Origin of the sequence: Kribbella qitaiheensis (assembly GCF_014217565.1) — a bacterium.
Taxonomy (GTDB): domain Bacteria; phylum Actinomycetota; class Actinomycetes; order Propionibacteriales; family Kribbellaceae; genus Kribbella; species Kribbella qitaiheensis_A.
In genome coordinates this window covers 1643270-1666924 of sequence record NZ_CP043661.1, presented here as the reverse complement: position 1 = coordinate 1666924, position 23655 = coordinate 1643270, and the positions used below count along the sequence as shown (strand labels likewise).

Annotated in this window: 16 protein-coding genes; 9 read left to right on the top strand and 7 right to left on the bottom strand. The window is 67.9% G+C overall.

The window, feature by feature from the left end:
- The first annotated feature begins 146 nt into the window (after positions 1 to 146).
- Complete coding sequence (locus tag F1D05_RS07495) at positions 147 to 479, top strand: STAS domain-containing protein (RefSeq protein WP_185446608.1); 333 nt, start codon at positions 147 to 149, stop codon at positions 477 to 479.
- Between the two features lie 100 nt (positions 480 to 579).
- Positions 580 to 2589, top strand: coding sequence for a protein meaA (locus F1D05_RS07490; RefSeq protein ID WP_185446607.1), 2010 nt, complete (start codon positions 580 to 582; stop codon positions 2587 to 2589).
- On the opposite strand, the gene F1D05_RS07485 is transcribed toward F1D05_RS07490, so the two are convergent.
- A complete protein-coding gene (locus F1D05_RS07485; protein WP_185446606.1) occupies positions 2586 to 3068 on the bottom strand; it encodes a pyridoxamine 5'-phosphate oxidase family protein in 483 nt (160 codons plus the stop codon). The genes F1D05_RS07490 and F1D05_RS07485 overlap by 4 nt on opposite strands.
- A 105-nt stretch (positions 3069 to 3173) precedes the next feature.
- Here F1D05_RS07485 and F1D05_RS07480 point away from each other — a divergent pair, with 105 nt between their 5' ends.
- The 3 genes from F1D05_RS07480 (at position 3174) to F1D05_RS07470 (ending at position 12480) form a co-directional block, all read left to right on the top strand.
- Positions 3174 to 5078, top strand: coding sequence for a hypothetical protein (locus F1D05_RS07480; RefSeq protein WP_185446605.1), 1905 nt, complete (start codon positions 3174 to 3176; stop codon positions 5076 to 5078).
- A gap of 120 nt (positions 5079 to 5198) precedes the next feature.
- A complete protein-coding gene (locus F1D05_RS07475; protein ID WP_185446604.1) occupies positions 5199 to 6197 on the top strand; it encodes a helix-turn-helix domain-containing protein in 999 nt (332 codons plus the stop codon).
- Between the two features lie 217 nt (positions 6198 to 6414).
- Positions 6415 to 12480 carry a DNRLRE domain-containing protein gene (locus tag F1D05_RS07470; protein WP_185446603.1) on the top strand — a complete coding sequence of 2022 codons (6066 nt, stop codon included), beginning with the start codon at positions 6415 to 6417 and terminating at the stop codon, positions 12478 to 12480.
- Between the two features lie 43 nt (positions 12481 to 12523).
- On the opposite strand, the gene F1D05_RS07465 is transcribed toward F1D05_RS07470, so the two are convergent.
- Positions 12524 to 13432 carry a cyclase family protein gene (locus tag F1D05_RS07465; RefSeq protein ID WP_185446602.1) on the bottom strand — a complete coding sequence of 303 codons (909 nt, stop codon included), beginning with the start codon at positions 13430 to 13432 and terminating at the stop codon, positions 12524 to 12526.
- Positions 13433 to 13482: 50 nt separating this feature from the next.
- On the opposite strand from F1D05_RS07465, the gene F1D05_RS07460 reads away from it, so the two are divergent.
- The gene (locus F1D05_RS07460; RefSeq protein WP_185446601.1) at positions 13483 to 14349 is read left to right on the top strand and encodes an alpha/beta hydrolase family protein; all 867 of its coding nucleotides are present in this window, start codon (positions 13483 to 13485) and stop codon (positions 14347 to 14349) included.
- Here F1D05_RS07460 and F1D05_RS07455 read toward each other — a convergent pair.
- Entirely contained in the window at positions 14332 to 15735 is a 1404-nt protein-coding gene (locus F1D05_RS07455; protein ID WP_185446600.1) for an MFS transporter, read from the bottom strand. The two genes, F1D05_RS07460 and F1D05_RS07455, sit on opposite strands and share 18 nt — an antisense overlap.
- Positions 15736 to 15839: 104 nt before the next feature.
- Between F1D05_RS07455 and F1D05_RS07450 the strand changes: the two genes are divergently transcribed.
- Positions 15840 to 16541 (top strand): TetR/AcrR family transcriptional regulator, encoded by a 702-nt coding sequence (locus F1D05_RS07450; RefSeq protein ID WP_185446599.1) that lies wholly within the window; start codon positions 15840 to 15842, stop codon positions 16539 to 16541.
- A 10-nt stretch (positions 16542 to 16551) separates the two neighbouring features.
- Here F1D05_RS07450 and F1D05_RS39880 read toward each other — a convergent pair whose 3' ends face one another.
- A complete protein-coding gene (locus F1D05_RS39880; RefSeq protein ID WP_246486498.1) occupies positions 16552 to 17865 on the bottom strand; it encodes an isocitrate lyase/phosphoenolpyruvate mutase family protein in 1314 nt (437 codons plus the stop codon).
- A 47-nt stretch (positions 17866 to 17912) separates the two neighbouring features.
- On the opposite strand from F1D05_RS39880, the gene F1D05_RS07435 reads away from it, so the two are divergent.
- Positions 17913 to 19316 (top strand): PLP-dependent aminotransferase family protein, encoded by a 1404-nt coding sequence (locus tag F1D05_RS07435; protein ID WP_185446597.1) that lies wholly within the window; start codon positions 17913 to 17915, stop codon positions 19314 to 19316.
- Positions 19317 to 19329: 13 nt separating this feature from the next.
- Here F1D05_RS07435 and mmuM read toward each other — a convergent pair whose 3' ends face one another.
- Together mmuM and F1D05_RS07425 are read right to left on the bottom strand one after the other, a co-directional pair.
- The gene (gene mmuM, locus F1D05_RS07430) at positions 19330 to 20202 is read right to left on the bottom strand and encodes a homocysteine S-methyltransferase (RefSeq protein ID WP_185446596.1); all 873 of its coding nucleotides are present in this window, start codon (positions 20200 to 20202) and stop codon (positions 19330 to 19332) included.
- A gap of 3 nt (positions 20203 to 20205) precedes the next feature.
- A complete protein-coding gene (locus F1D05_RS07425) occupies positions 20206 to 21132 on the bottom strand; it encodes an FAD-dependent oxidoreductase (RefSeq protein ID WP_185446595.1) in 927 nt (308 codons plus the stop codon).
- A 240-nt stretch (positions 21133 to 21372) separates the two neighbouring features.
- Between F1D05_RS07425 and glsA the strand changes: the two genes are divergently transcribed.
- The gene (glsA, locus tag F1D05_RS07420; protein WP_185446594.1) at positions 21373 to 22758 is read left to right on the top strand and encodes a glutaminase A; all 1386 of its coding nucleotides are present in this window, start codon (positions 21373 to 21375) and stop codon (positions 22756 to 22758) included.
- A gap of 90 nt (positions 22759 to 22848) precedes the next feature.
- Here glsA and F1D05_RS07415 read toward each other — a convergent pair whose 3' ends face one another.
- Positions 22849 to 23634 carry a class I SAM-dependent methyltransferase gene (locus F1D05_RS07415; protein ID WP_185446593.1) on the bottom strand — a complete coding sequence of 262 codons (786 nt, stop codon included), beginning with the start codon at positions 23632 to 23634 and terminating at the stop codon, positions 22849 to 22851.
- Positions 23635 to 23655: the final 21 nt, after the last annotated feature.

The window sequence follows — 23655 nt, the reverse complement described above, 5'->3', positions numbered from 1 at the left end:
TGCCCAATTTTCGAGATCTTATTTTCTCCCGAAATGGAAGATCTCGAGACCTTGGCAACCTTTCGTGTCTCCGGGGAGTCTGTACCACTACAACGCCGGAGTGCGGCCGATACTCGGGGGCCGCCCGAAGAGCGGAGGGCACGGACATGCTCGCACCGACCCACGAAGCGACCAGGTACAAAGAGAACGTGGTCCACCTCTCCGGGCTGCTCGACGTCCGCTCGGTGGGCGACGTCCGCGAGGAGATCAACCGGCTGATCGACAGCTCCGAGGGCGACGTGATCGTCGATCTGGAGGCACTCGACGCGCTGGACGCCACCGGCCTCGGCCTGCTGGTGGCCACCCATCGAAGAACCCAACTGCTCGGCCGCCAGCTCGTCCTGCGGCATCCGGTCCCGTCGGTGGTCCGCATCCTCGCGGTCACCCGGCTGCACCGGATCCTGCATGTCGAGCGCACGCCGTTGCCCATCTCTGCCTGATCGGCACTGTTCCGCGTAGTCGGAGTTGTGATGTAAGCCGCTGGTGACACCCGTCACGAGCGGCGGACTCACAAGGGCACACAGTCCTACTCTCGGGTATATGACGACCGAGAAGGACCGGGGCGATGGGGCGGGGAAGCCCTCTGACCGCCCCTGGGTGATGCGGACGTACGCCGGGCACTCGTCGGCGGCGGAGTCGAACGCGCTCTTCCGGCGCAACCTCGAGAAGGGCCAGACCGGACTGTCGGTCGCCTTCGACCTGCCCACCCAGACCGGGTACGACGCGGATCACCCGCTGGCCAAGGGCGAGGTCGGCAAGGTCGGCGTACCGGTCGCGCACCTGGGCGACGTACGGGCGTTGTTCGACCAGATCCCGCTCGCGCAGATGAACACGTCGATGACGATCAACGCGACCGCGATGTGGTTGCTCGCGCTTTACCAGGTCGCCGCCCAGGAGCAGGGCGCGCTGCCCGACGAGCTGACCGGGACGACCCAGAACGACATCGTCAAGGAGTACCTGTCCCGCGGTACGTACGCCTTCCCGCCGGACGCGTCGCTGCGGCTGGCGACCGACCTGATCGCGTACACGGTCTCGAACGTGCCGAAGTGGAACCCGATCAACATCTGCAGCTACCACCTGCAGGAGGCGGGCGCGACGCCGGTACAGGAGCTGGCGTTCGCGCTGTCGACGGCGATCGCGGTGCTGGATAGGGTCCGCGACGGCGGTCAGGTGCCGGCCGACAAGTTCGGCGATGTGGTCCAGCGGATCTCGTTCTTCGTCAATGCGGGCGTGCGGTTCATCGAGGAGACCTGCAAGATGCGCGCGTTCGTCCGGCTCTGGGACGACGTGTGCCTCAACCGGTACGGCGTGACGGATGCCAAGGCGCGTCGGCTGCGCTACGGCGTACAGGTCAACTCGCTGGGGCTGACGGAGGCGCAACCCGAGAACAACGTGCAGCGGATCGTGCTGGAGATGCTCGGCGTGACGCTGTCCAAGAACGCGCGAGCGCGGGCGGTGCAGTTGCCGGCCTGGAACGAGGCACTCGGCCTGCCGCGGCCCTGGGACCAGCAGTGGTCGTTGCGGATGCAGCAGGTGCTCGCGTACGAGTCGGACCTGCTCGAGTACGAGGACATTTTCGACGGGTCGCACGTGATCGAGGCCAAGGTCGACGAGCTGGTCGCCGGGGCGCGGGAGGAGATCGACCGGGTCCAGGCGATGGGCGGTGCGGTCGTCGCGGTGGAGAGCGGGTACCTCAAGCAGGCGCTGGTCGCGTCGCATGCCGAACGGCGGCAGCGGATCGAGTCTGGCGAGCAGGTCGTGGTCGGCGTGAACAAGTTCGAGAACACAGAGCCGTCGCCGCTGATCGAGAACCTCGACACCGCGATCCAGACGGTCGACCCGGCTGCTGAAAGTGCCGCGCTGGAGTCGCTGCTGATTTGGCGTGCCGAGCGCGACAATAAGGCGGTCGAGGACGCGCTGGCCTCCTTGCGCGAGGCCGCGAAGGGCACCGGCAACTTGATGAACGCCACCCTGCGCTGCGTCCGGGCGGGCGCGACGACGGGGGAGTGGTCCGGCGTACTGCGGGAGGTGTTCGGCGAGTACCGCGCTCCCACCGGAGTGTCCGGCTCGGTCGGGACCTCGGGCGGTGGCGAGGCGATCGCCACGGTGCGCGCGAAGGTGGCGTCGACCTCGGCGGAACTCGGCGGCCGGCTGCGGTTCCTGGTCGGCAAGCCGGGGCTCGACGGGCATTCGAACGGTGCCGAGCAGGTCGCGGTACGGGCTCGTGATGTCGGGTTCGAGGTGATCTACCAGGGCATCCGGTTGACGCCCGAGCAGATCGTCGCGGCCGCGGTCGCCGAGGACGTGCATTGCGTCGGCCTGTCGATCCTGTCCGGCTCGCACATGGAACTCGTCCCGCAGGTCGTCGCCGGCCTGTGCGAGGCCGGCCTCGAAGACGTCCCCGTCGTCGTCGGCGGCATCGTCCCCGACGCGGACGCCCGAGCCCTCCTCGGCTCAGGCGTCGCCGCCGTCTACACCCCGAAGGACTACGACCTCACCGGCATGATGGCGAACGTCGTCGACGTCATCCGCGCGGCCAACCACCTCTAGTTCTGCTTGGCGTCGACGAGGTCCTGGACGGCCTTCGGGATGGTGGTTTCGAAGTCGAGGAGCTTCACCCAGTCGGGCGTGAAGGTGAGGACGACCATCTGCTCGTAGAGGGCAAGCACGCCTGCCTTCCACTCCTCGAACTGGTCGGCGGCGACGTTCTTGCCGCTCGCGAGGTACTCATCGGGTACGCCGTCGACCAGATCGACCTCGACCGAGCCGCGCAGCAGCAGCACCTTGGGCGGGAAGCCTTCGGTGTCGATGGTGATCGCGACCCGTGGGTTCTGTTCGAGCGCGCGAACCTTGGCCGCCTTCGGGACCGTGAAGAACTGGATTCCGCTGCCGTCCCAGTGGAAGCCCATCGGGATGACGCGCGGGTCGCCGTCGAGGCCGACATAGGCGAAACGGGCCGGGATCTTCCCGCTCAGGAGGTCCTGCGAGTAGGGCTTGGCCAGGATCTCCGCGATCTCCTGCTGGTTCACGATCGTGCCTTTCGGTCGGTGAGGTGCTCTCACCCTGTAGGCGGAGCCGCCGCGACGTTCTCGACATCCTCGCGGCAAAAAGTCTTCGGCGGCTAGGTTGGAGCCGTGAAATTCGGGTTCGGGGCCGGGCAGGTCGAGGTGACGGACGACGGGGCCGTCGCGGCGGTGACACATCCGGTGCGAGGGTGCTCGGTGTTGCTCGAGGACGGGGTGCTGCACGACTCGACGCGGTACTGGGGCAAGGGTTTCGCGATCACGGATCGCGGCAGCTACCGGTGGGATACGCCGGTCAGCCAGCGGTGGCGTTCTTCCGGCATCGACCTGCTCTACCAACTGGGCGACCTGGAGTTGCGGGTCGGCCGTCGGTTCGGGGAGCAGTGGACCGAGACCTACGAAGTACGGAACAGCTCGGCTGAGGCTGTTGCTGTCGGCTCGCTGGCAGTCAGTACGCCGTGGCGCGACCTGTACGAGTCGAGTCGGGACAGCCTCAACCGCGCGGTCCACGCTCACGTCTGGACCGGCGGCGCGGACTCGTGGGTCTGGGCGGTGCCGATGGACGGTAGCGGACCCGGTCTCGGGATGCAGCTCACCGAAGGCGAGCTCTGGGCGTACTCGGTCGAGTCGCGGGACGGCGGTAGCAGCAGCAACAGCAGGGGGCACATCTACCTGCACGTCACCGATCACGCCCGGGCACCGCAGGCGATGGGCGGCCAGCCTGAGCTCGTACTGGCGCCTGGTGAGACCTACCGATGGACCTGGCAGCTCGCCTGGCACGACAGCCTTGCCGACTTCCACGCGACCCGACAGCCGTTGCTGGAGGCAACTGATTTGGTTGCTGAGGTGGGGGAGACGTTGGCCGTGCAGCTGGCCGACGGTGCGACCGGTCCGGCTTCTGTGTCTTCGGCGGTGGCAGGCACGCAGTACGTGGAAGCCACTGACGGCAAGGTGAGCTCTCGGATCCAGGTGCTGTTCCACCAGCCGTTGCGCGAGCTGGTCGAGAGCCGGGTGCGGTTCGTACTCGACAAGCAGCGTCCTGTCGAGCGGGACGGCAGCCGGCGGTTCTCCTTCGTGCCGTACGACAATGAGACCGGGCTGACCGTGCTGTCGGCTGCCTGGCGCGACTGGTCGGACGGTCGCGAGCGAATCGGCACTGCCTTGCTGCTGCAGGAAGCACGCGACCGTGGTTGGGGTGATCGAGCCGAGCTCGATGCGGCTCTTGCGGGGTACTCGGCGTTCGTAGTGGAGCACCTCGTATCGGCAGACGGCACGGTGGCCGACGACAGCCTGCGCGAGACCTCCACGCGGCTCTACAACTTCCCTTGGTTCGCCCGCTTCTTCCTAGGACAGGGCGACTCCGACCGCGCCATACAGATCATCGACCGGTACTACGAACTCGGCGGCGACCACTTCCTCGCCTTCGACCTCGGCCCGTTGCTCCTGGCCCTGTCCAAGCAGGCGCCGCGGATGCTGGAGCACCTGGAGCGTCATGCGCGCAGCTTCATCGAGTACGGCGACAACCTGCCGCCGCACGAGGTGAACTACGAGCAGTCGATGGTCGCTCCGCTGCTGGAACTGTTGGTAGCAGCCCATCGCGTTGGTTTCGTCTCTCCTGACGAGCTAAGTTCGCGGCTGCCGTGGTTGACCTCCTTCGCCGCGGACCAGCCCGACGTACGGCTCCGGCACATCCCGATCCGGCACTGGGACGGCTACTGGTTCGGCCTGCTTCGCCTGTGGGGTGACGTGTTCCCGCACTACTGGTCCGTGCTCAGCGCGGCCGTGTACCTCTCCTGGCCGCGCGACCTTCTCCCGCGCGGCGAGGCGGACCGGCTCACCGCGGCCGGCCAAGCGATCCTGCGCGCGAACCTGGTCAACTTCTCGGCCGACGGCTCAGCGACCTGTGCCTTCGTCTACCCGAGTTCCGTCAACGGGCGCCCGGCGCATCTCGCCGACCCACTCGCCAACGACCAGGACTGGGCACTCGTCTACGCCCTACGGTACGGATTGACCTGACCGCGGTCGATCGTTGGCGGTTTTGATGAAAGTTACTCCCAGAAGCCGTTGTCCAATGGTAGCTTCTTTCCTTCACGACTGAGCGCCACCGGTCGGTGGCCGACCGTGGTAGGGGACGCCGTGGACACTGCACACCTTGGTTCCGTCCGCCGGTTGCGCGAGCCCGAACGGGCCGCTCCCGAACAACTCTTCCGCGAGCTGCTGCCCGGACCGGTAGTTGATGCCTACCTGGACCTGCTGGAACAGGGCGCCCGGCCGATGTGTGAAGGCGATCCGGCCGACGAAGAGCTGGTCTCCAGGCACCTGTGCTACCTCCAGTTCCAGCCGGGCCCGGTACTGCGGGCGATCGACCCGCTCGTCGCGATCAATGGACTGCTCACCGAGGTGCATCGCGAGCTGTCGATCCAGCAGAAACGCCTGCTGACGGGGTACGCGGCAGCCGCGGAGCTGCACGACCGTCAGCTCCGCCGGGAGGCGGTGCCGTCGCTGCTGGTCCAGGTCCTGACTGATGCCGATGAGATCGCCGACCGCTGGATGACGTCGATCCACACTGCCCGGTCCAGCTATCGCTCGATCAGCGTCGGTCCGCTCGGCTCGACCCGCTCCGGCTCCGGCATCGCCGTGCACCGCCAGCTCTGTTCGCCGGACCTGGTGGCTGACCCGCAAGGCGCCGAGACGATCAGGATCGTGATCGAGGCGGGCGGCGAGGTGCGGACGGCACAGACGTTGCCGCTGCGGATGATCGTGGTCGACGACCACCTGGCCGTCGTCGGTCTCGACCCGGAGGGAACCACGGCCGCCCTGGTGGTGCGGTCCGTGGTCGTGGTGTCGGCGCTCGCGAACTTCTACGACCGGCTGTGGGCAGCCGCGACACCGGTCGTCCTTGCGGGCGTCGCGTCCCTCTCGCGGTCGCGGCGGTTGGTGAAGCAACTCGGCGGCACCGAACGAGAGGTGCTGGCCCTGCTCGTGCACGGCTTGAAGGACGAGGCGATCGCCCGTCACCTCAGCCTCTCGGTCCGCACCGTCCGCCGCCATATCGCCACCGTGATGGACTTCGTGGACGCGCCGACCCGCTTCGCCGCCGGCGCCGCGGCCCAGCGTCTCGGGCTCCTCGGCTGACCGCTCCCGGTCGGGTGTGACGTAATGCCCTTGGCCAGTTGAGGAAGTTGTCCACTTCTTACCTGTCGGTGCGGGCAGGCCGGGTCCCAAGCTGGAGCTGAGGATATCCGCCCTTCCGCCCCTGAGTTCCCAGCCACGATCGTCCCCTCACGTCGCCGGTTCGGCCGGCGATGTGCTTCGTCGTGCACGGGAACGGCTTCGCAGAGAGGTCACCCGCATGTCCTATCCGAGATCGCGTCTACTCCGCGTCTATCCGGGTCCACGATCGGCGCGCTGGATCGGCGCCGCCGTCGTTCTGGCCCTGGTCGCCGGGTTGTTGTCCGAGCCACCTGAAGCCGATGCAGCCGCGGTGCAGGCCGCGGAAGCCGCGGCAGAGCGGGCCGCCATAGACCAGGCGGTGAACGCGGTACCTCTGGAGCGTCCTGATGAAGCATCGGCCGCCATCACGTCGCGGACCACTGGTAAGCCCGTCCTGATTACCAGCAGGACGACCGACACCACCGAGTACCGCGCGATGCCGTCGGGCAAGATCGAGGCGACCATCGCCGCCGGTCCGGTCCGGATGCGTGGCACGGACGGCGACTGGATCGAGGTCGACGTGTCGCTGGTCCGGCGGCCGGACGGCTCGATCGTCTCGAAGGCGCATCCTTACGGCCTCGAACTGTCCGGTGCCGCCGGACCGGGCGACCACACCCTCGTCGCGTTAGGTGCCCCCGGCAACCGTTCGGCCCTCGGCTGGTCCGGACCGCTGCGGGCGCCGGTACTGTCCGGAACCACCGCGACGTATCGCGAGGTGAAGCCAGGGGTCGACCTGATCGTCGAGGCGACCCGGACCGGCTATCAGCAACACCTGCTGGTGAAGAACCGGGCAGCAGCCGCGCGACTGCAGCAGATCCGGATGCCCTGGAAGGCCGACGGCGTCACGGCGAAGCTCGACGGCTCGGGCGGCCTCGCCGTGCGCAAGGACGGCCAGAGCCTCGACGTACCGGCTCCGCTGATGTGGGACTCGACCGTCGACCAGGCATCGGGCGAGCACACCCGCCGGGCCCAGGTCGGCCTGGGCCTGGCCAAGGACGCGCTCCTGCTCACCCCGAGCAGGAGCTTCCTGAACGACCCGAAGACCGTCTATCCGGTCACCATCGACCCGTCGCAGAGCTCGGGCGCGAACTTCGACGCCTTCGTGCAGAACACCTACACCACCGACCAGTCCGCGGCGACAGAGCTGAAGCTCGGCACCTACGACGGTGGCGGCAACAAAGCCAAGTCCTACCTGCGGTTCGACAACCAGGAGTGGTTGTGGGACAAGCAGATCCAGGCCGCCACACTGAACCTGTGGGAGCACCACTCGTTCTCCTGCGCTGCGCGCGGCTGGGAGGCGTGGCGTACGGCGGACGTGACCAATACGGCTCGCTGGACGAAGCAGCCGACAGAGTACGAGCGGGTCGGTACGTCCACCCAGACCAAGGGCTTCTCGACCGCCTGCGGAGACGGCTGGGTGACCATCCCGGTCACAGCGGCGTTCCAGTACACGGCCACCAACCACCTGGCGAAGACCAACCTCGGCATCAAGGCTGCCAGCGAGACGGACAACTACGGGTGGAAACGGTTCGCGTCCCGGGAGGCAGCGGCCAACCCGCCGTCGGTGACGCTCACCTACCAGACCAAGACCGCCGTGAACGCCCAGGCGACCGCGCCGGACACCGTGTGCGGGAGCGGCGCGACCAGGCCGTACATCTCCAGCCTGACGCCGCAGCTGCGCGCACAGATCAGCGACGGCCTCAGCGCGCAGGTCTACGCCAACTTCGAGTGGAAGACCGTCGGTGGCACGACCAGTACTACGGCCACCGAGGGCCCTGGTGCTTCCGGCTCCTGGCTGGGGACCACAATCGCGGACGGCGCCTTCGCCGAAGGCGGCAGCTACGCCTGGCGAGTCCAGGGCTCCGACGGTACGACGCCTGGCGCCTGGTCGCAGTGGTGTGAGTTCACCGTGGACACCATCTCCCCGGCGGTCGCGCCCACTGTCTCGTCGACGACCTATCCGGTGTCGCAGTGGTCGGGCGGTGCCGGTACGGCAGGCATCTTCACGTTCGGGGCATCCGGGGTGAGCGATGCCGCGGCGTACGAGTACGGCGTGGACTCGAACCCGCCGGACCAGGTCGCGAACGCGTCCAGCCCGGGCGCGACCACCACGGTCACCATCACCCCGACCGCTGACGGCCCGCACACTCTGTGGGTCCGCACTCGCGACCGTGCGGGCAACAGGTCCCCACTGACCGCGTACGAGTTCGCCGTCGGTGGCGGCGCGGTACTCACGCCGAAGGCGGGCGACATCAGCGCGGCCAAGACGGCCATCACGGGAGCCGGTCGTACTACGGCCACGGGCGTCACGTACCAGTGGCGTCGCGGCGACACCGATGCGTGGGTGAACATCCCCGCGGCCCACGTGCAGCTCGCTGCCGGCGGTGGAGCCGTCAGCTGGCCACTGCCGACTACCGGCGGTGGCCTGTTCCCCAAGCTGAACTGGAACATCGAGGCGACCCTAGCGGCTGTCGACGCCCAGTCTGTCCCTCGGGACGGTCCGTTGCAGCTCCGCGGCAGCTTCACCGGCGGTACTGCGGCTTCGTCGGGCGCGGTGAAGCTCACCTTCGACCGGAACCTCGCCAGCGCGGCCTCCCAGGAGATCGGCCCGGGTGATGTCAACCTGCTGACCGGCAACGTCACGCTGTCCGACACCGATGTGTCGGTGAACTCGTACGGCAGCGACCTGACCGTCAGCCGGACGTACAACAGCCGGCAGTCGGCCAAGACGGATCCGTCCGGCATGTTCGGCCCGGGATGGATCTCCGGGGCGATCGTGGACGAGGCGGAGACGCCCTACACCTCACTGGACGTCTACGGCTCGCTCCTGCAGGTCGGCACTCCGGACGGCGATGTTGTCGGCTTCACCGCTCGCGACGGCGTCAACTTCGACCCCGAGGTCGGCCAGGAGACGCTCAGGCTGACCTATGCCAGCGCGACGGACACCTACAAGCTGACCGACGACCAGGGCACGATCGTCATGTTCGGCCGGGTCACCGGTTCGGCTGCCGGCAAGTACTTCCCGACGGCGACCACGCTGCCCGGCAGCAACCAGACCACGACGTACGTGTGGGAGCGGGTGACGGTCGGAGGTGCCGAGGTGGTGCGGCCGACGCGCGTACTCGCGCCGGTGCCCGACGGCGTGAGCTGCTCGACGATGGCCCGCGGCTGCCGCGCGCTGAACTTCACCTACGCCACTACGACCACAGCAACAGGCACTGCGGAAGGCGACTACGCCGGACGGGTCAAGGAGATCTCCTTCACCGCTTGGGATCCGGACCTCGCCACCCCCGCCATGAGGACCGTACCGATGGCCCGGTACGGCTACGACAGCGCCGGGCGTCTCCGGTCCACCTGGGACCCGCGGATCGCAACCAACGGCAAGGAGACGTACGACTACCAGGCCGACGGCGTGCTGTCGACCGTCAAACCGGCTGGTGAAGAGCCGTGGCTGCTCAGCTACACCACGGTCGCCGGTGACCCCGGTATCGGCCGTCTGCTGAAGGTGACCCGTTCTGCTCTCACCGCGGGTACTGCGGTCGAGACCGTTGTCTACAAGGTGCCACTGTCAGGTGCGGGAGCTCCCAACGACCTGTCGCCTGCCCAGACCAGGCGCTGGGGTCAGCCGGAAGCCCCCACTGACGCCACCGCCATCTTCCCGGCCGACCAGGTGCCGAACGGCAGCAGCTGGGAACGAGCCACCGTCAGCTACCTGGACGCGAACGGCCGCCAGACCAACGAGGCCAAACCAGGCGGCAACCTCACCACCACCTGGTACGACGGGTTCAGCAACGAGATCCGCAGCCTGACCGCGGAGAACCGGAACCGCGCGCTGAACCAGTCGCCGTCGGACAACGAGGTGGCCGAGCAGACGTTGGCCCAGAACTACTCCACTGTCACCAGTTACTCGCTGGACGGCATGCGGGTCGAGACCATCCTCGATCCCGAGACCGAAGTACGGCTCACCGACGGCACCACCACCAGAGGTCGCCAACTCAACCGCAAGACCTACGACCAGGGCGCTCCGACCAGTGGCGGTCCGTACAACCTGGTCACGACAGAGGACGTGCAGGTCAGGGTCTGGGGATCCGGCGGCACCACTGTCGAGGCCGACCGCAGGACCACCACCACCGGGTACAACTGGACCCTCCGGCAGCCGACGGTGACCACCACCGACCCAGGTGGACTCGGGCAGACGGTTCGATCGACGCTGGACCCGGTGACCGGGCTGGAGACGTCCACTACGCAAGTGGCCGGTGGAAGCACCACCAACACTCCAGCGACACGGAAGACCATCAACTACCGGGCCTCGGCCGGCTCTGGTTTCGCAGAGTGCGACCTGCATCCCGAATGGGCGAACCTGCCTTGCCGGGTCCAGCCGGGTGGTCAAGCGGCCAGCGGTCCGGAACTGGCAGCCACCGTCACGACGTATGACATCTACAACCAGGAACGCGTCGAGACCGAGAAGACCAGCGCCGGCACGTTGCGGACCACCACCACGACGTACGACGCTGCCGGACGTGTGCTCGACAGCGGCGTGGTCGGGCTTGGTACACCGCTGCCGATCCAGCGGAACGTGTACGACCCGGTGACCGGCGACCTGCTCCGGAACCAGTCGGTGTCGGGTGGCACGGTCACGGCGGAGATCGTCCGCACGTACGACACGCTCGGCCGGGTCATGTCGTACAAGGATGCTGATGGCAACCTCTCCACCACCGCCTACGACATGTTGGGGAGGGCGGCGACCACCAACGACGGCAGGAGTAGTCGCAGCTACGGGTACGACTTCCGTGGGTTGCTCAACTCCGTCACGGATGGGCAGACCGGCACGTACACAGGCGCGTATGACGCGGACGGCAAGCTTGTCAGCGAGACCTGGCCGAACGGCGTGAAGGTCGACAGCAGCTACGACGAGGCAGGGCAGGAATCCGGCATCACCTACAGCAGGCCAGGCTGTGCCAGTGGCGACTGCACGTTGTTCCGCGAGGTGAAGACGCAGGCGGCGCAGGGACAGACAGCCCGTCGAGTGTCGACCTTGTCGAGCCAGGTCTACCTGCAGGACAAGGCCGGACGCGTCTCCACAGTCGAGGAGACTGTGGGGGAGAAGTGCGTTACCCGCGTCTACGGATTCAGCACCGCGACTGACAGGACGAGCAGCACGGAGTACGGGCCGGCTGCTGATGGCAGTTGCCAGACAGCGAGTCCGGCAGCCGGACGGACCTGGACGTACGACACGGCGAACCGGGTCAACACCACCGGCTACGTCTACGACGCGCTCGGCCGGACTACGAAGGTCCCCGCGATCGACACGGGTGCCCCGGCCGGTGGAGACGTGACAGCCACTTACCACGCGAACGACCTGGTCGACACGATCAGCCAGGGTGGTCGCAGCACTGACTACACGATCGACGTCACCGGTGAACGGGTCCGTTCCTGGACAGACAACTCCACCGGCGAGGCCGTGCAGAACGTGCAGCACTATGACGGCGACGAGGACTCGCCCGTGTGGACCCAGGAGGGTCCGGACCGGTGGACGCGGGTAGTACCAGGCCTGGCCGGTATGTCGGCCGTGCTGGACAGCGACTCCGGCGTACCCGAGTGGCAGCTCTCCGATCTGTCCGGCGACATCGTGGCCACCATCCACGATGGTGACGAGGGCTTGTCGACGACCAGCGAAGCCGGGGAATACGGCGTACTGAGCAATAGCGAGGCGGTAGGCAAACAGCGGTACGGCTGGCTCGGTGCGGAGCAGCGTGCTGCCGACGCGCCGTCTGGGATCGTGCTGATGGGCGTGCGGCTCTACAACCCGACCACTGGGCGGTTCCTGCAGACGGACCCGGTGTACGGCGGTAGCTGCAACGCCTACGAGTACACCTGCGCCGACCCGGTCGACAAGTACGACCTGAACGGCAAGTGGATGTGCTGGAGTAAGAAATGCGCGCTCAAGTACGCCGCGAAGAAGTGGAAGGCGGCCAAGAAGAAGATCCGCAAGAACAAGTACGTCCGCAAGGTCTGGCGGTTCAGCAAGAAGGTCTACAAGAACCGCTACGTCCGGGCCTGTGCCGGCGGCGCCCTCGGCGTCCTGACCGTCGACACCATCAAGAACGGCTGGAAGGCCCTCCGTCTGAAGTGGTTCCGCTGGGGCCCCGCCGGCTGCGCTGGCGGCGTGATCATGTATCACGCCCGCCGAAACCACTGGTGGTAAGCCACTGATCGTGGGGGCCGTCTCTGCTCTTGGAGGCGGCCCCTTACGGCAGCCGGGCGAAGGCCCGGACCGGGAAGGTACCGAAGTCCTCGACTCTTGGCGGGGTGGCGGTGAAGGTGGCGCCGGCCGGTGGGAGCTGTGCGAGGCTGGTGAGGTGTTCGACGATCGGGATACCGGCGCCGAGGAGCAGCGTGTGGGCCGGGCGGCTGCCGTCGGTCATGTCGTCGATATTCGCCGCGTCGATCCCGACCAGCGCCGCGCCCTTGCGGATCAGGAGTTCGGCGCCGTCACGGGTCAGGAAGTGCGCGTTCTCGACGTACTGCGGGGTGTCGAAGCGCGCGTCGTCGCCGGTCTGCAGCAAGACGGCCTTGCCTTGTACGTCGTACGGGGTGAGCGCCTTGGCGTCGATGCCGAGTCGGCCGCTGTCGTCGAGGCGCACCACGATCGCGGGCACGTCCACGAGCCGGTCGAGCGGGTAGCCGGTGAGGTCGTGGCCGTCGGGGTAGCGGTGGAACGGGCTGTCCAGATAGGTGCCGGTGTTCGCCACCATCGAGATTCGGCCGATCTCGAACTCCGTGCCCGGCGCGTAGACCCCTCGCGATGCCTCGCGGGTCAGGTGCTTGCTGAGTTCGGGGCCCGGCAGGTTCGGCAGGGTGATCATGCCTTCGCGGATCACGTGGTTCAGTTCGACGTACTGCGGGCGCCCGCTGCTCGGCGTACCGTCGGCGCTCGGGCCGCCGCGAGTGCCTTTGTGGGGTGCCTCGACGATCTCGAGGTTCGTGAGGGCGACGTCGCCTGCCATCAGCAAGCCGAGCGAGTCGAGGAACAGGTCGCCGACCGTCGCGGCCGTCGCGTCCGCCGAAGGCACATCGACGAAGAACCCCTGCACTTGCAGGCCGCCTCCGTTCGTGAAGGTGACGGCGGCGTCGAAGCGAGCGCGATAGGTGGTCATACCTGTCATCTTCACCCATCCCGCTGCCTACCGGTCCCGAATACCAGCTCATGATCAGCAGACGACGCCTGCTCGCGGCCGGGCTCGGCACCGCCGCGGGCGCGAACGCCTTGGCAGGGTGCTCAGACTCCTCCTCGGCGGATAACGACGGGGGAGTGAAGACGATCAGGTATGGAGACGACGAGTCCCAAGTGGCGGACCTGTACCTGCCACCGGGTACTGCGAAGGTCCCCGTCGCCGTGGTGATCCACGGCGGGTTCTGGATGAGCGGCTACGGCAAGGAGCTCGCCACGCCCCTCGCGGAGGACCTGGCCCGCAACGGCATCGCCGGCTACGCGATCGAGTACCGCCGGATCGGCAACGGCGGCGGCTGGCCAACCACCTTCGAGGACATCGCCGCCGCGATCGACAAACTCGCCTCGGCGGACCCACGCCTCGACCTAACCAAGGTAGTCACCATCGGCCACTCCGCAGGCGGCCACCTAGCCGTTTGGGCCGCCGGTCGCCCCGGCCTTCCCGCAGACGCCCCGGGAGCCGGCCCCGTCGTACGGATCACGGGCGCCGTGTCGCAAGCCGGCGTACTCGATCTCGTCAACGCGTCCAATGCCCAGATCGGCGGCGACGCGGTCGCACAGTTCCTGGGCGCGTTGCCGGAGAAGGATCCGGGACGCTACAAGGTGGCATCACCATCCGAGCGATTGCCGTTGAAGGTCCCGGTCGCCCTCGTCCACGGCACCCGCGACGGCCAGGTACCGATCGACCAAAGCCGCCGCTACGCCGCCGCCGCCCTCAAGGCCGGCGACGACGTCAAGCTGACCGAACTCCAGCACGTCGGCCACTTCGAACTGATCGATCCCCACCACCAGGCCTGGCAAACCTGCCGCACCGAAACCCAACGCCTACTCGGACGTGGATGACCTTGTGACGACCTCTGGCACGGGATTTCCTTTCGGGGACCGGGTTTTGGTGAAGAGAGCGATCAGGCCGCCGAGCGCGGAGAGGACCGCGGCGGTCCAGAGAGCGGACCGGAGGCCATCGGTGATGATGGCCGGTACTGCGGAGATGGCGACCAGTACTGCGAGGCCAAGTGCTCCGCCGATCTGCTGCGCGGTCGACGCCATCGCGGACGCCGTGCCCTGTTCGCCGGGTGCGACCCCGGCAGCGGCGGCCGCGAACATCGCAGGGAACGTCAGCCCGCCGCCGATGCCCCAGATGATCAGGCCGGGCAGCACGGTCCACAGCGAGCCGTCGCGGATCATGCCCAGCGCCAAGATCGCCAGGCCGAGACCGTTGACGACCATGCCGAGCAACAGTGCGCGATGGATTCCCCAGCGGGCGATCAGTGGGGCAGTACCGCGGAGTGAGGCTGTCGTCGAAACCGCCGTCAGTGGCAGGAAGGCCAGGCCGGCCGCGAGCGGGCTGTAGTCCAAGACGTTCTGCAAATAGGTGGTGAAGAGGTAATAGGCGCCGCCGAGCGAGGTCTGGAACAGCAGGATCACCAGCATCGACGCCACCAGGTTGCGAGAGCGCCAGAGCCGGGGCGGCACCAGTGGGGACTTGGTCCGCTTCTCCACGAGTACGAACAGCGCCAGCAGGAACGCCCCGACGAGCAGGGAGCCGCCGCCCCGGCTCGTACCCCAGCCGACCGCTGGACCGTTCACCAGACCGAGCACCACCAGCGACGAACCGGCCGTCACCACCACTGCGCCCAGTATGTCGAAGCTGCCCTCGCGCGGGCGTACCCCGGCGGCAGGGATCGCTCGCTGGGTCGCGAGTGCCACCGCCACACCGATCGGCACCATCACGAAGAACACCCAACGCCAGCCCCAGGTGTCGGTGAGCACGCCACCCAGCAGTGCGCCGGCGGCGAGTCCGCCGCTGCCTGCACTGCCCCAGACCGCGAACGCTTTGTTGCGGGCGGCACCTTCTGTGAACGTACTGCTGATCAAGGACAGCGAAGCAGGGCTGAGCAGAGCTGCCCCCAGCCCTTGTACTGCGCGGCTCGCGATGAGCAGCGTGTCGTTGAGGGAGAACCCGGCGACGAGTGAGCCCAGGCTGAACAAGCCCAGGCCGAGCGTGAACATCCGGCGGGCACCGAGCAGATCGGCAGCCCGGCCGCCGAAGAGCAGGAAACCGCCGAAGCCGACGGCGTACGCGGTGACCACCCACTGCAGGTTCCGCGGGCTGAACTGGAGAGCGCGGCCGACGTCCGGCAGCGCGACGTACACGATGTTGTAGTCGAGAGCGACCAGGAACTGACCGAGCGCGAGCACGGTCAACTGGAGCGCGGGAGCTTTTCTCACGGTGGATTCCTCAGCTTGCGTCGAGAGCTATACGCCGATGAACTATTGAACGGTGTGTAGAAACTGAACGCAGCATAAAACATGGTCGGTGTAGAGTGTCAAGCGTGAGTGAAGCGACGACCAGCAGACGGGCCCGGCTGCGAGCGGAGACAGCAGACGAGATCAAGGCGACCGCGCTGAAGGCGCTGACGACCGGCGGAGCGGCGGCGATCTCGCTGCGGGCGATCGCCCGGGACATGGGCATGACCGCCGGCGCGATCTACAGCTACTTCGACACCAGGGACGCGCTCATCACCGCGCTGATGGTCGATATCCACAACTCGCTCGCCGATGCGGAGACGGTCGCTCTGGAGGGTGTTCCGGCTGACGATCCCGGCGCCCGGCTTCAAGCGATCGCCCTTGCCTACCGGGAGTGGGCAGTCGGCAACGCGGAGGAGTTCCGGCTGATCTACGGCGATGCGGTGCCGGGGTACGAGGTGCCTTCGGAGGGTCCTGCTCGCGAGGCGGCCCATCGGGCGTGCGCTCTGCTCACGGACATCGTGGCCTTGGGATGGCCCGCCGCGGCGGCGGCCCAACAGGTCAACAGTGCGTCGTGGTCCGACTTCGATCCCACGCTGGCCAGGCTGGTCCAGCAGTCCCATCCGGGATTGCCGCCCGAAGCGGTGGCTGTCTCGATCCAGATCTGGGGTCGGCTGCACGGGATGGTGACGCTGGAGATCTACGGTCAGCTGTCGAACCTGACGGTCGATCCGGGCAAGCTCTACGGAAATGACGTGACGGCCCTGACCAGGTCGCTCGCCTGGTAGGGCCGTCGGGTCAGATCAGCTCCGGCAGGAGCTCCCGTAGTACGTCGGTGGTGAAGGCCTGGAGGCTGGTGCCGTAGGAGATTCGGGTGGCGCCGAGGGCGATCAAGGCTGATGCCGTCGGGCCGTTCGGGCTGGCGTGGGCGTTGAGGGGGCCGCCGATCTCGTTGGCGAGGTGCTGGAAGATGTCGAGGGGGGCGAAGATCGGGTAGACGCAGTCGGCGCCGGCTCGGCGGTAGGCGCGGCCGCGGGCGATCGCGTCGGCGACGTCGCCGCCGTACAGGAAGTTGTCGATGCGTGCGTTGATGACGAGGTCGGCGCCGGCGGCTGCTCGTACTGCGCAGAGGTAGTCGGCCTGCTCGGCAGGATCCACGAGTTTGCCGTCGACCGAGTCCTCCAAGTTGCAGCCGATGGCGCCGGTGGCGAGGAGCCGCTCGGCGAACTCCTTCGGGTCAAGGCCGTAGCCGGCTTCCAAGTCGGCGGTGACCGGTACGTCGACCGCTCGCACGATCCGCGCGACCGCCTCGAGCATCTCGGCCGCCGGCGTCAACTGGCCGTCGTCGTACCCGAGGACCCGCGCCATCGCACCGCTGCTCGTGGCGATCGCCGGGTAGCCGGCTTCAGCCATCACCCGGGCGCTCACCGGATCCCACGCGTTCGGCAGGACCAACGGCTGCGTCCCATGGTGCATGGCCCGGAACAGTTCAGCCTTGCTCGGTGCAGTAGTCATCAAGTCACCCTCATCAGTCGTTCGGGACCAGCGCGATCGTTGTCCGGGAAGCCACGCGGTCCGGCACGCCCTGGTGGGCGGCCGGACCGTTCGCGTTACCAGGTTGCTGTTGCCGGGGTGCGGGCTTCTCTTCAGCTCGGGTCGTAGTGGCCGGGCTCGAGGCGGCCCGGTGACACCGACGCGGTTCCAGGCGTTGATGGTGATGATCAGGCCGATCAGCTGGGCCAGTTCCTTGTCGTCGAAGGCCGCGGCGGCGACGGCGTACACGTCGTCCGGGACGTGGTCGACGCTGATCAGGGTGATCGCCTCGGTCAGCGCGAGCGCCGCCTGCTCCTGCTCGCTGTAGAACCTGCGAGCCTCCCGCCAGGCGGCGACCAGGTGCAGCCGCTGCTCGGAGTCGCCGGCGTGCTTGGCGTCGAGGGTATGCATGTCGAGGCAGTACGCGCACCCGTTCAGCTGCGAGGAGCGGATCCGGACCAGGTCGGCCAGCCGCGGGTCGAGCCCGGTGGCGGACTGCGCGTCCAGGTCGATCAGGGCCTTGTAGAAGTCGGGTGCCAGCGAGGCGATCTTGACTCGGCGTTGTGTCGTTGTGCTCATGACGACAACGTTAGGCCGGGATCGGCCCAGGTGTATGGTCCACTTCCATGGAAGATACAGGGGCCAATTCGGTAGTCGGTGGGCCCGGAACCGGTGCTGATCTGCACCTGGATCTGGCCCGTCGGCGCGGTCGCGCCGACCTGGTGGAGGCGCTGCACGAGTCGATCCGGACCGGCCGGCTGGCGGCCGGGAGCAGGCTGCCGTCGTCCCGCACACTCGCGAAGGACCTCGGCATCGCCCGCAACACGGTCGCCGACGCGTACGGCCAACTCGTCGCCGAAGGCTGGCTGACCGCCCGGCAGGGCTCCGGCACCGTGGTCGCGAGCCGCGCGGTGACGTCTTCGGTCACGAAATTCATCCCCACGAAGGTCGCCGACGACTACCGGTACGACCTCACGCCCGGTTCCCCGGACGTCTCCACCTTCCCGCGCACCGAGTGGCTGGCGGCCGCCCGCAAAGCGTTGCCTTCGGCACCTAACGACGCCTTCGGGTACGGCGATGCCCGCGGCCGGATCGAGTTGCGGCAGACCCTGGCCGACTACCTCGCCCGGGCGCGCGGCGTACGGGCTGATCCCGAACGGATCCTGGTCTGCTCCGGCTACATCCAGGCGCTGAACCTGCTCAGCGACGTACTGCGGGTGCAAGGCACGACGACGATGTCGGTGGAGGAGTTCGGGTACGACCTGCACTGGGATGTGATCCGCTCGCGCGGACTCGAACCGGTGCCGATCCCCGTTGACGAGTACGGCGTTCGCGCGGATCTGCTCACCGGTCAGGCCGCGTTCCTCACCCCGGCGCACCAGATGCCGACCGGCGTGCCGCTCGCGCCGGACCGCCGGGCGGCGGCGATCGAGTGGGCGCGCGAGACCGGTGCGCTGCTGATCGAGGACGACTACGACGGCGAGTTCCGGTACGACCGGCAGCCGGTCGGCGCCTTGCAGGCCTTGGATCCCGAGCGGGTCGTCTACACCGGTACTGCGAGCAAGAGTCTCGCGCCCGGGCTGCGCCTTGCCTGGATGGTGTTGCCGCAGCATCTGATGGAGCCGGTGCTCGCCGCCAAGCGGACGACCGATCTCCTGACGGCCACGCTGGACCAGCTGATCCTCGCCGAACTGATTGCCTCCGGCCACTATGACCGGCACGTGCGGCGGTCCAGATTGCACTACCGTCGTCGCCGGGACAAGCTGGTCGAGTTGCTCGCCGTACGCGCTCCGGACGTCAAGGTCGCCGGGATCTCGGCCGGTCTCCATGTGCTCCTCGACGTACCAGGTCAGGCGCGGGAGATGGTCGACCGCGCAGCCAGGCAAGGGTTGGCGATCGCGGCACTCGACCGGTATCGCTTCGTCCCCGATCCGGACAGCCGGCAGGCCGTCATCGTCGGCTACGGCACCCCACCCGATCACGCCTACAGCGGCGCACTGGACCTCCTCTGCCAGGTCCTCGCCGTCTAACTCCCGCTGCCGTTCAGGCGGGGGTGATCGCGCGGGCCAAGGTGCGGATGTCTTCGGTGCCTACCCGGCAGCACCCGCCGATGTACTCGGCTCCTGCGGCCGACCAGCCCGAGGCGAGTGGGGCGGAGTCCGACGAGCCGCCGGTCCAGCGGCGACCTCCGGCATCCCAGCCCTCGCCACTGTTGGGGTAGGCGACGACAGGCTTCCCGGTCACCGCGGCGGCGAGTTCGACGGCGGCCTGCACGTCTTCCGGCGCGCAACAGTTGACGCCAACAGCAACAACATTCGTACTCCGACCAGCAAGCGCGAACGCGTCGGCAAGAGGCTGCTCGGCGCGAGTCAGAGACCCTGCCACGGAGTACGAAACCCAAGCAGGGAAGCCGATTTCGTCGATCAACTCGATCAGCGCCTCCGCCTCTTCGAGATCGGGGATCGTCTCGACGGCCAGCAGATCAGGGCCTGCGGCAACCAACAACTCCAGCCTCGGCAGATGGAAATCGCGCAGGAACGCCTTGCTCACGCCGTACCGCCCCCGGTACTCCGATCCGTCGGCGAGCACCGCGCCGTACGGACCGACCGAAGCCGCGACAAACCGCTGAACCCCGTCACCGGCCAACTCGTCGCGCACCTGCCTGGCGATCGCAACGCTGGACGCGATCAGCCGCTCAGCTTCGTCGCGAGGCACGCCCGCCTCGCCGAAGCCGGACACACTCGCCTGATAGCTGGCCGTCGTCGCGAAGGTCGCGCCGGCTTCGTAGTACGCGCGATGGACGGCAGCGATCTCGCCAGGCGCGTCCCGCAGTAGCCGCGCCGACCAGAGCGCGTCCGACAGGTCGTGGCCGCGATCCTCCAGCGCGTTCGACATCCCACCGTCAAGGATCTGCATGGTTCAGCTCTGGCGGACCAGTTCGAGGACCTCGTCCGCACAGCCCCACGACAAGGTGACGCCGGAGCCGCCGTGGCCGTAGCAGTGGATGACTCGCTGGCCGCTCGCAGTACGAACAGACTCACACCGTACTGCGGGGCGCGCGGGCCGCAGACCGACGCGTTGACGGAGAACCTTCGCCTTGCGCAGCCCAGGGACGAGTTCGGCAGCCCGGTCCAGGATCGCCGTCGCGGTCTTCGGATCGACGGCCAGGTCCCAGTTGTCGGGTTGGCTCGTGCCGCCGACCACGACGTCCTTGGCACGCGGTACGACGTACGTGAGGTCTTCCGGTCCGTGATCAGCCATCAGCCATTCGGTCAGACCGAACTGCTCGACCGTCAGCACCTGGCCGCGGACGGGCGTGACGGTCGGATCGCCGGCGGTCAGTCGTGCACCGAGTCCGGCGCAGTTGATGACGACATCGGCGTTGCTGGGAAGGGCGGACAGCGCGGCCCGGGTGACGGTTCCGCCGGCCGCTTCGAGGCGCTTCACCAAGTACGGCAGGTAGCTGGGCATCTCGATGATCGGAAGGGTGAACGAGAGGCCGTCCTTGAACCCGCGTGGCGGTGACCCGACCCGGCGCAGATCACCGAGGACGTCGGACCAGACCGGATCCGGGGTGGTCGCGGTCAGGAACTGCTGCCCGTGCCGCAGTTGCACCGACGGCTCGCTCTCCGCGAGCTTGGCGAACTCCTCGTACGACGCCCGCGACCAGGCGGCGACGCGATCCACCGGGGCCGACAGGTACGGATACCAGATCGCGGCGGCCACGGCCGAGGTCGTTTCCAGCGGGAGATCCCGCGCCAGAACGGCCACCTCGTACCCCGACTCGGCCAGCCGTATCGCACAACTGAGCCCGATCACGCCGGCACCCACCACGATCACGCGCATGCCCGCATTGTGTCCCGCCTGGCTCCAACCCGCCACCACACGCGGGTTGGTTGCTCTCGGCCACGTCCCGCCCACAGCGGCTCCGGCCCCCGGTCCGCCTGCCCATCAGTGCGCGCGGCGGGAGCTTGCCTTGATATCTGTGTAACAACGGAGACCCTGTTCGGAAACATTCGCGGGAAAGGCTTGCTCTCCGGCTGCCGGTCGGTGGCAGGAACCCGAACCGATCGGAGAGCTCCAGGCATGGCTCAACTCGACCTCGAGAGCGTGTTCCGTTCGCTCGACACCGACCGGGCGAACATGGTTTGGAAATGGAAGCTCCAGGAGGAGCTGCAACAGTCCGGGCTGCGCGGTGACGATCCACGGATCGAGCGCGCGCTGAACTGGACGCTCAGCAACGGCACTCCCTTCCAGCCCGGACAACCCGAATGGCTGGATCTCGAGCAATTCCGGATGGTCGCCCGCGAGCCGGTGATCTACCGGGCGCTGCAGGGCGAGCTCGCGGTGCCCGCAGCGGAGTTCGCTGAGCTCAGCCGGGGCATCGAGCAGATCTACGCCGATCTCCAGGACGAGCGGTCCGGCGAGGTGGCACAGTACATCCCGACCCTTCGCAACGCCGACCCGGACCGGTTCGGAATCGCGATCTGTACGGCGGACGGTCAGGTGTACCAGGTCGGCGACGCCGAGCTCGGGTTCAGCGTGCAGTCGACCTCGAAGCCGTTCAGCTACGCCATGGCGCTGGAGCAGTCCGGCGCGGAGGACGTCCACCGATGGGTCGGTCAGGAGCAGAGCGGCGGGACCTTCAACGATCCCAGGCTGTCCCTGGACGCGGCCGGCAAGCCGCAGAACCCGATGATCAACGCCGGGGCGATGGCCACGCTCGCGCTGGTCGAGCCGGAGTCCGACGTGTCCGAGCGGTTCGCCAAGGTCGAGCAGACCTGGGCCAAGATGATGGGCAGCCAGCCGGGGTTCGATCACCGGACCTTCCTGGCCGAACGGGACACCGGGCACGGGAACCGGGGACTGGCCAACCTGATGGCGGCCAAGGACATGCTCAAGGTGGACCCGAGGGATCGGGACGCCCCGCAGAAGACGGCCGAGTTCTACTTCGCGGTGTGTTCGCTCGAGGTGGACGCACGGCGGCTCGCGGCGGCTGGTGCCACCCTGGCGAACGGCGGCGTCGCGCCGTACACGGGGGAGCGGGTGTTCTCTCAGGAGACGGCCGGCCGGGTGTTGTCCGTGATGGGGCACAGCGGGATGTACAACGACTCGGGCAAGTTCTCCGGCCTGGTCGGGCTGCCGGCCAAGAGCGGTGTCTCGGGCAACGTGATGATGGTGGTGCCGGAGAAGCGGCTCGCTGTGGTGACGTTCTCGCCGCGGCTGGACGAGGCCGGCAATTCGGTGCGCGGGGTCGAGGTCTGCCGCAGGCTGGTCAACGACTTCGGCCTGCACCCCTACAAGGGTCTGGGCGCAGAGCGCGCGCGGGAGGCTGTTACCGCGGGGCGGCTCGCCCTCGATGGAGTGGCAAGGGCCGGTGGCGCTGCCGCCAGGCCGGCTGGCACCGAGAGCGCTGCCAGAGCGGCGTTGTCGTCGGGCGGACAGCGCAGTACCGGTCCCGAAATCAGCTAGGCAGGACTAGGGCGTGTCTGCAAACCCTGTGCGTGCTGCGCGGCACTCGGCACGGCACCTCCGCGACTGCACGGGGTTTGGAGACACGCCCTAAGACTTGGTGCCGATGGTCACGAGGTACTCGATCGAGGCTCGCGAGGTGCCGTCGGTGGCGGTGTTGGTCTGCCGGTAGAACTCCAGCACGTCGTCGTACAAGGCCTGCCAGCGGTCGCCGACGGCCCGCCGGGCGACCACCATCGGGCCGAACTTCTCGGCGTAGAACTCGGCGTACTCCTCGACGGTCGGGAACTCGATGACTACGGCATCGGTGTGGAAGCGGAGCTCGATTCCGGGCAGCAGCCGGCGTACCTCGTCCGGATCACCCCACCGGTCCGCCGAGGGACTACCCGGCCGGACTGGCAGGTACCGACCGATCACCTCGAGCAGCCCGCCGGCCGCGCCGTCCGGCGTCCAGGCGGCGATGGCGATCGTGCCGCCCGGTTTGCAGACCCGGATCAGCTCGGCCCCGGCCTTCACCTGATCGGGGGCGAACATGTGGCCGAAGGTGGAGAACACCCGGTCGAAGCGATCGTCGTCGAACGGCAGATCCTGCGCGTTCGCCTCCACCCACTCGACCCCGACGTCCGCCGCCTCGGCTCCCCGCTGGGCCGCGACGAGATTGCCCGGCGTCAGATCGCAGCCGACCACCGTCGCCCCGCGTTGCGCCGCCGGGATCGCGATCGAACTGCCCGACCCGGTGGCGACGTCCAGTACTTCGAGGCCGGGACCCACCGGTACGTCGTCCAGCAGCCTCGGCCCGGCACCGGCGATGAGTGCCGCGATCGGCTCCCATTCACCGGCCGCCCAGACCGCTTTGTTCAGCTCATGCTCGTCCATCCGCACAGCCTAGAGCGAAGT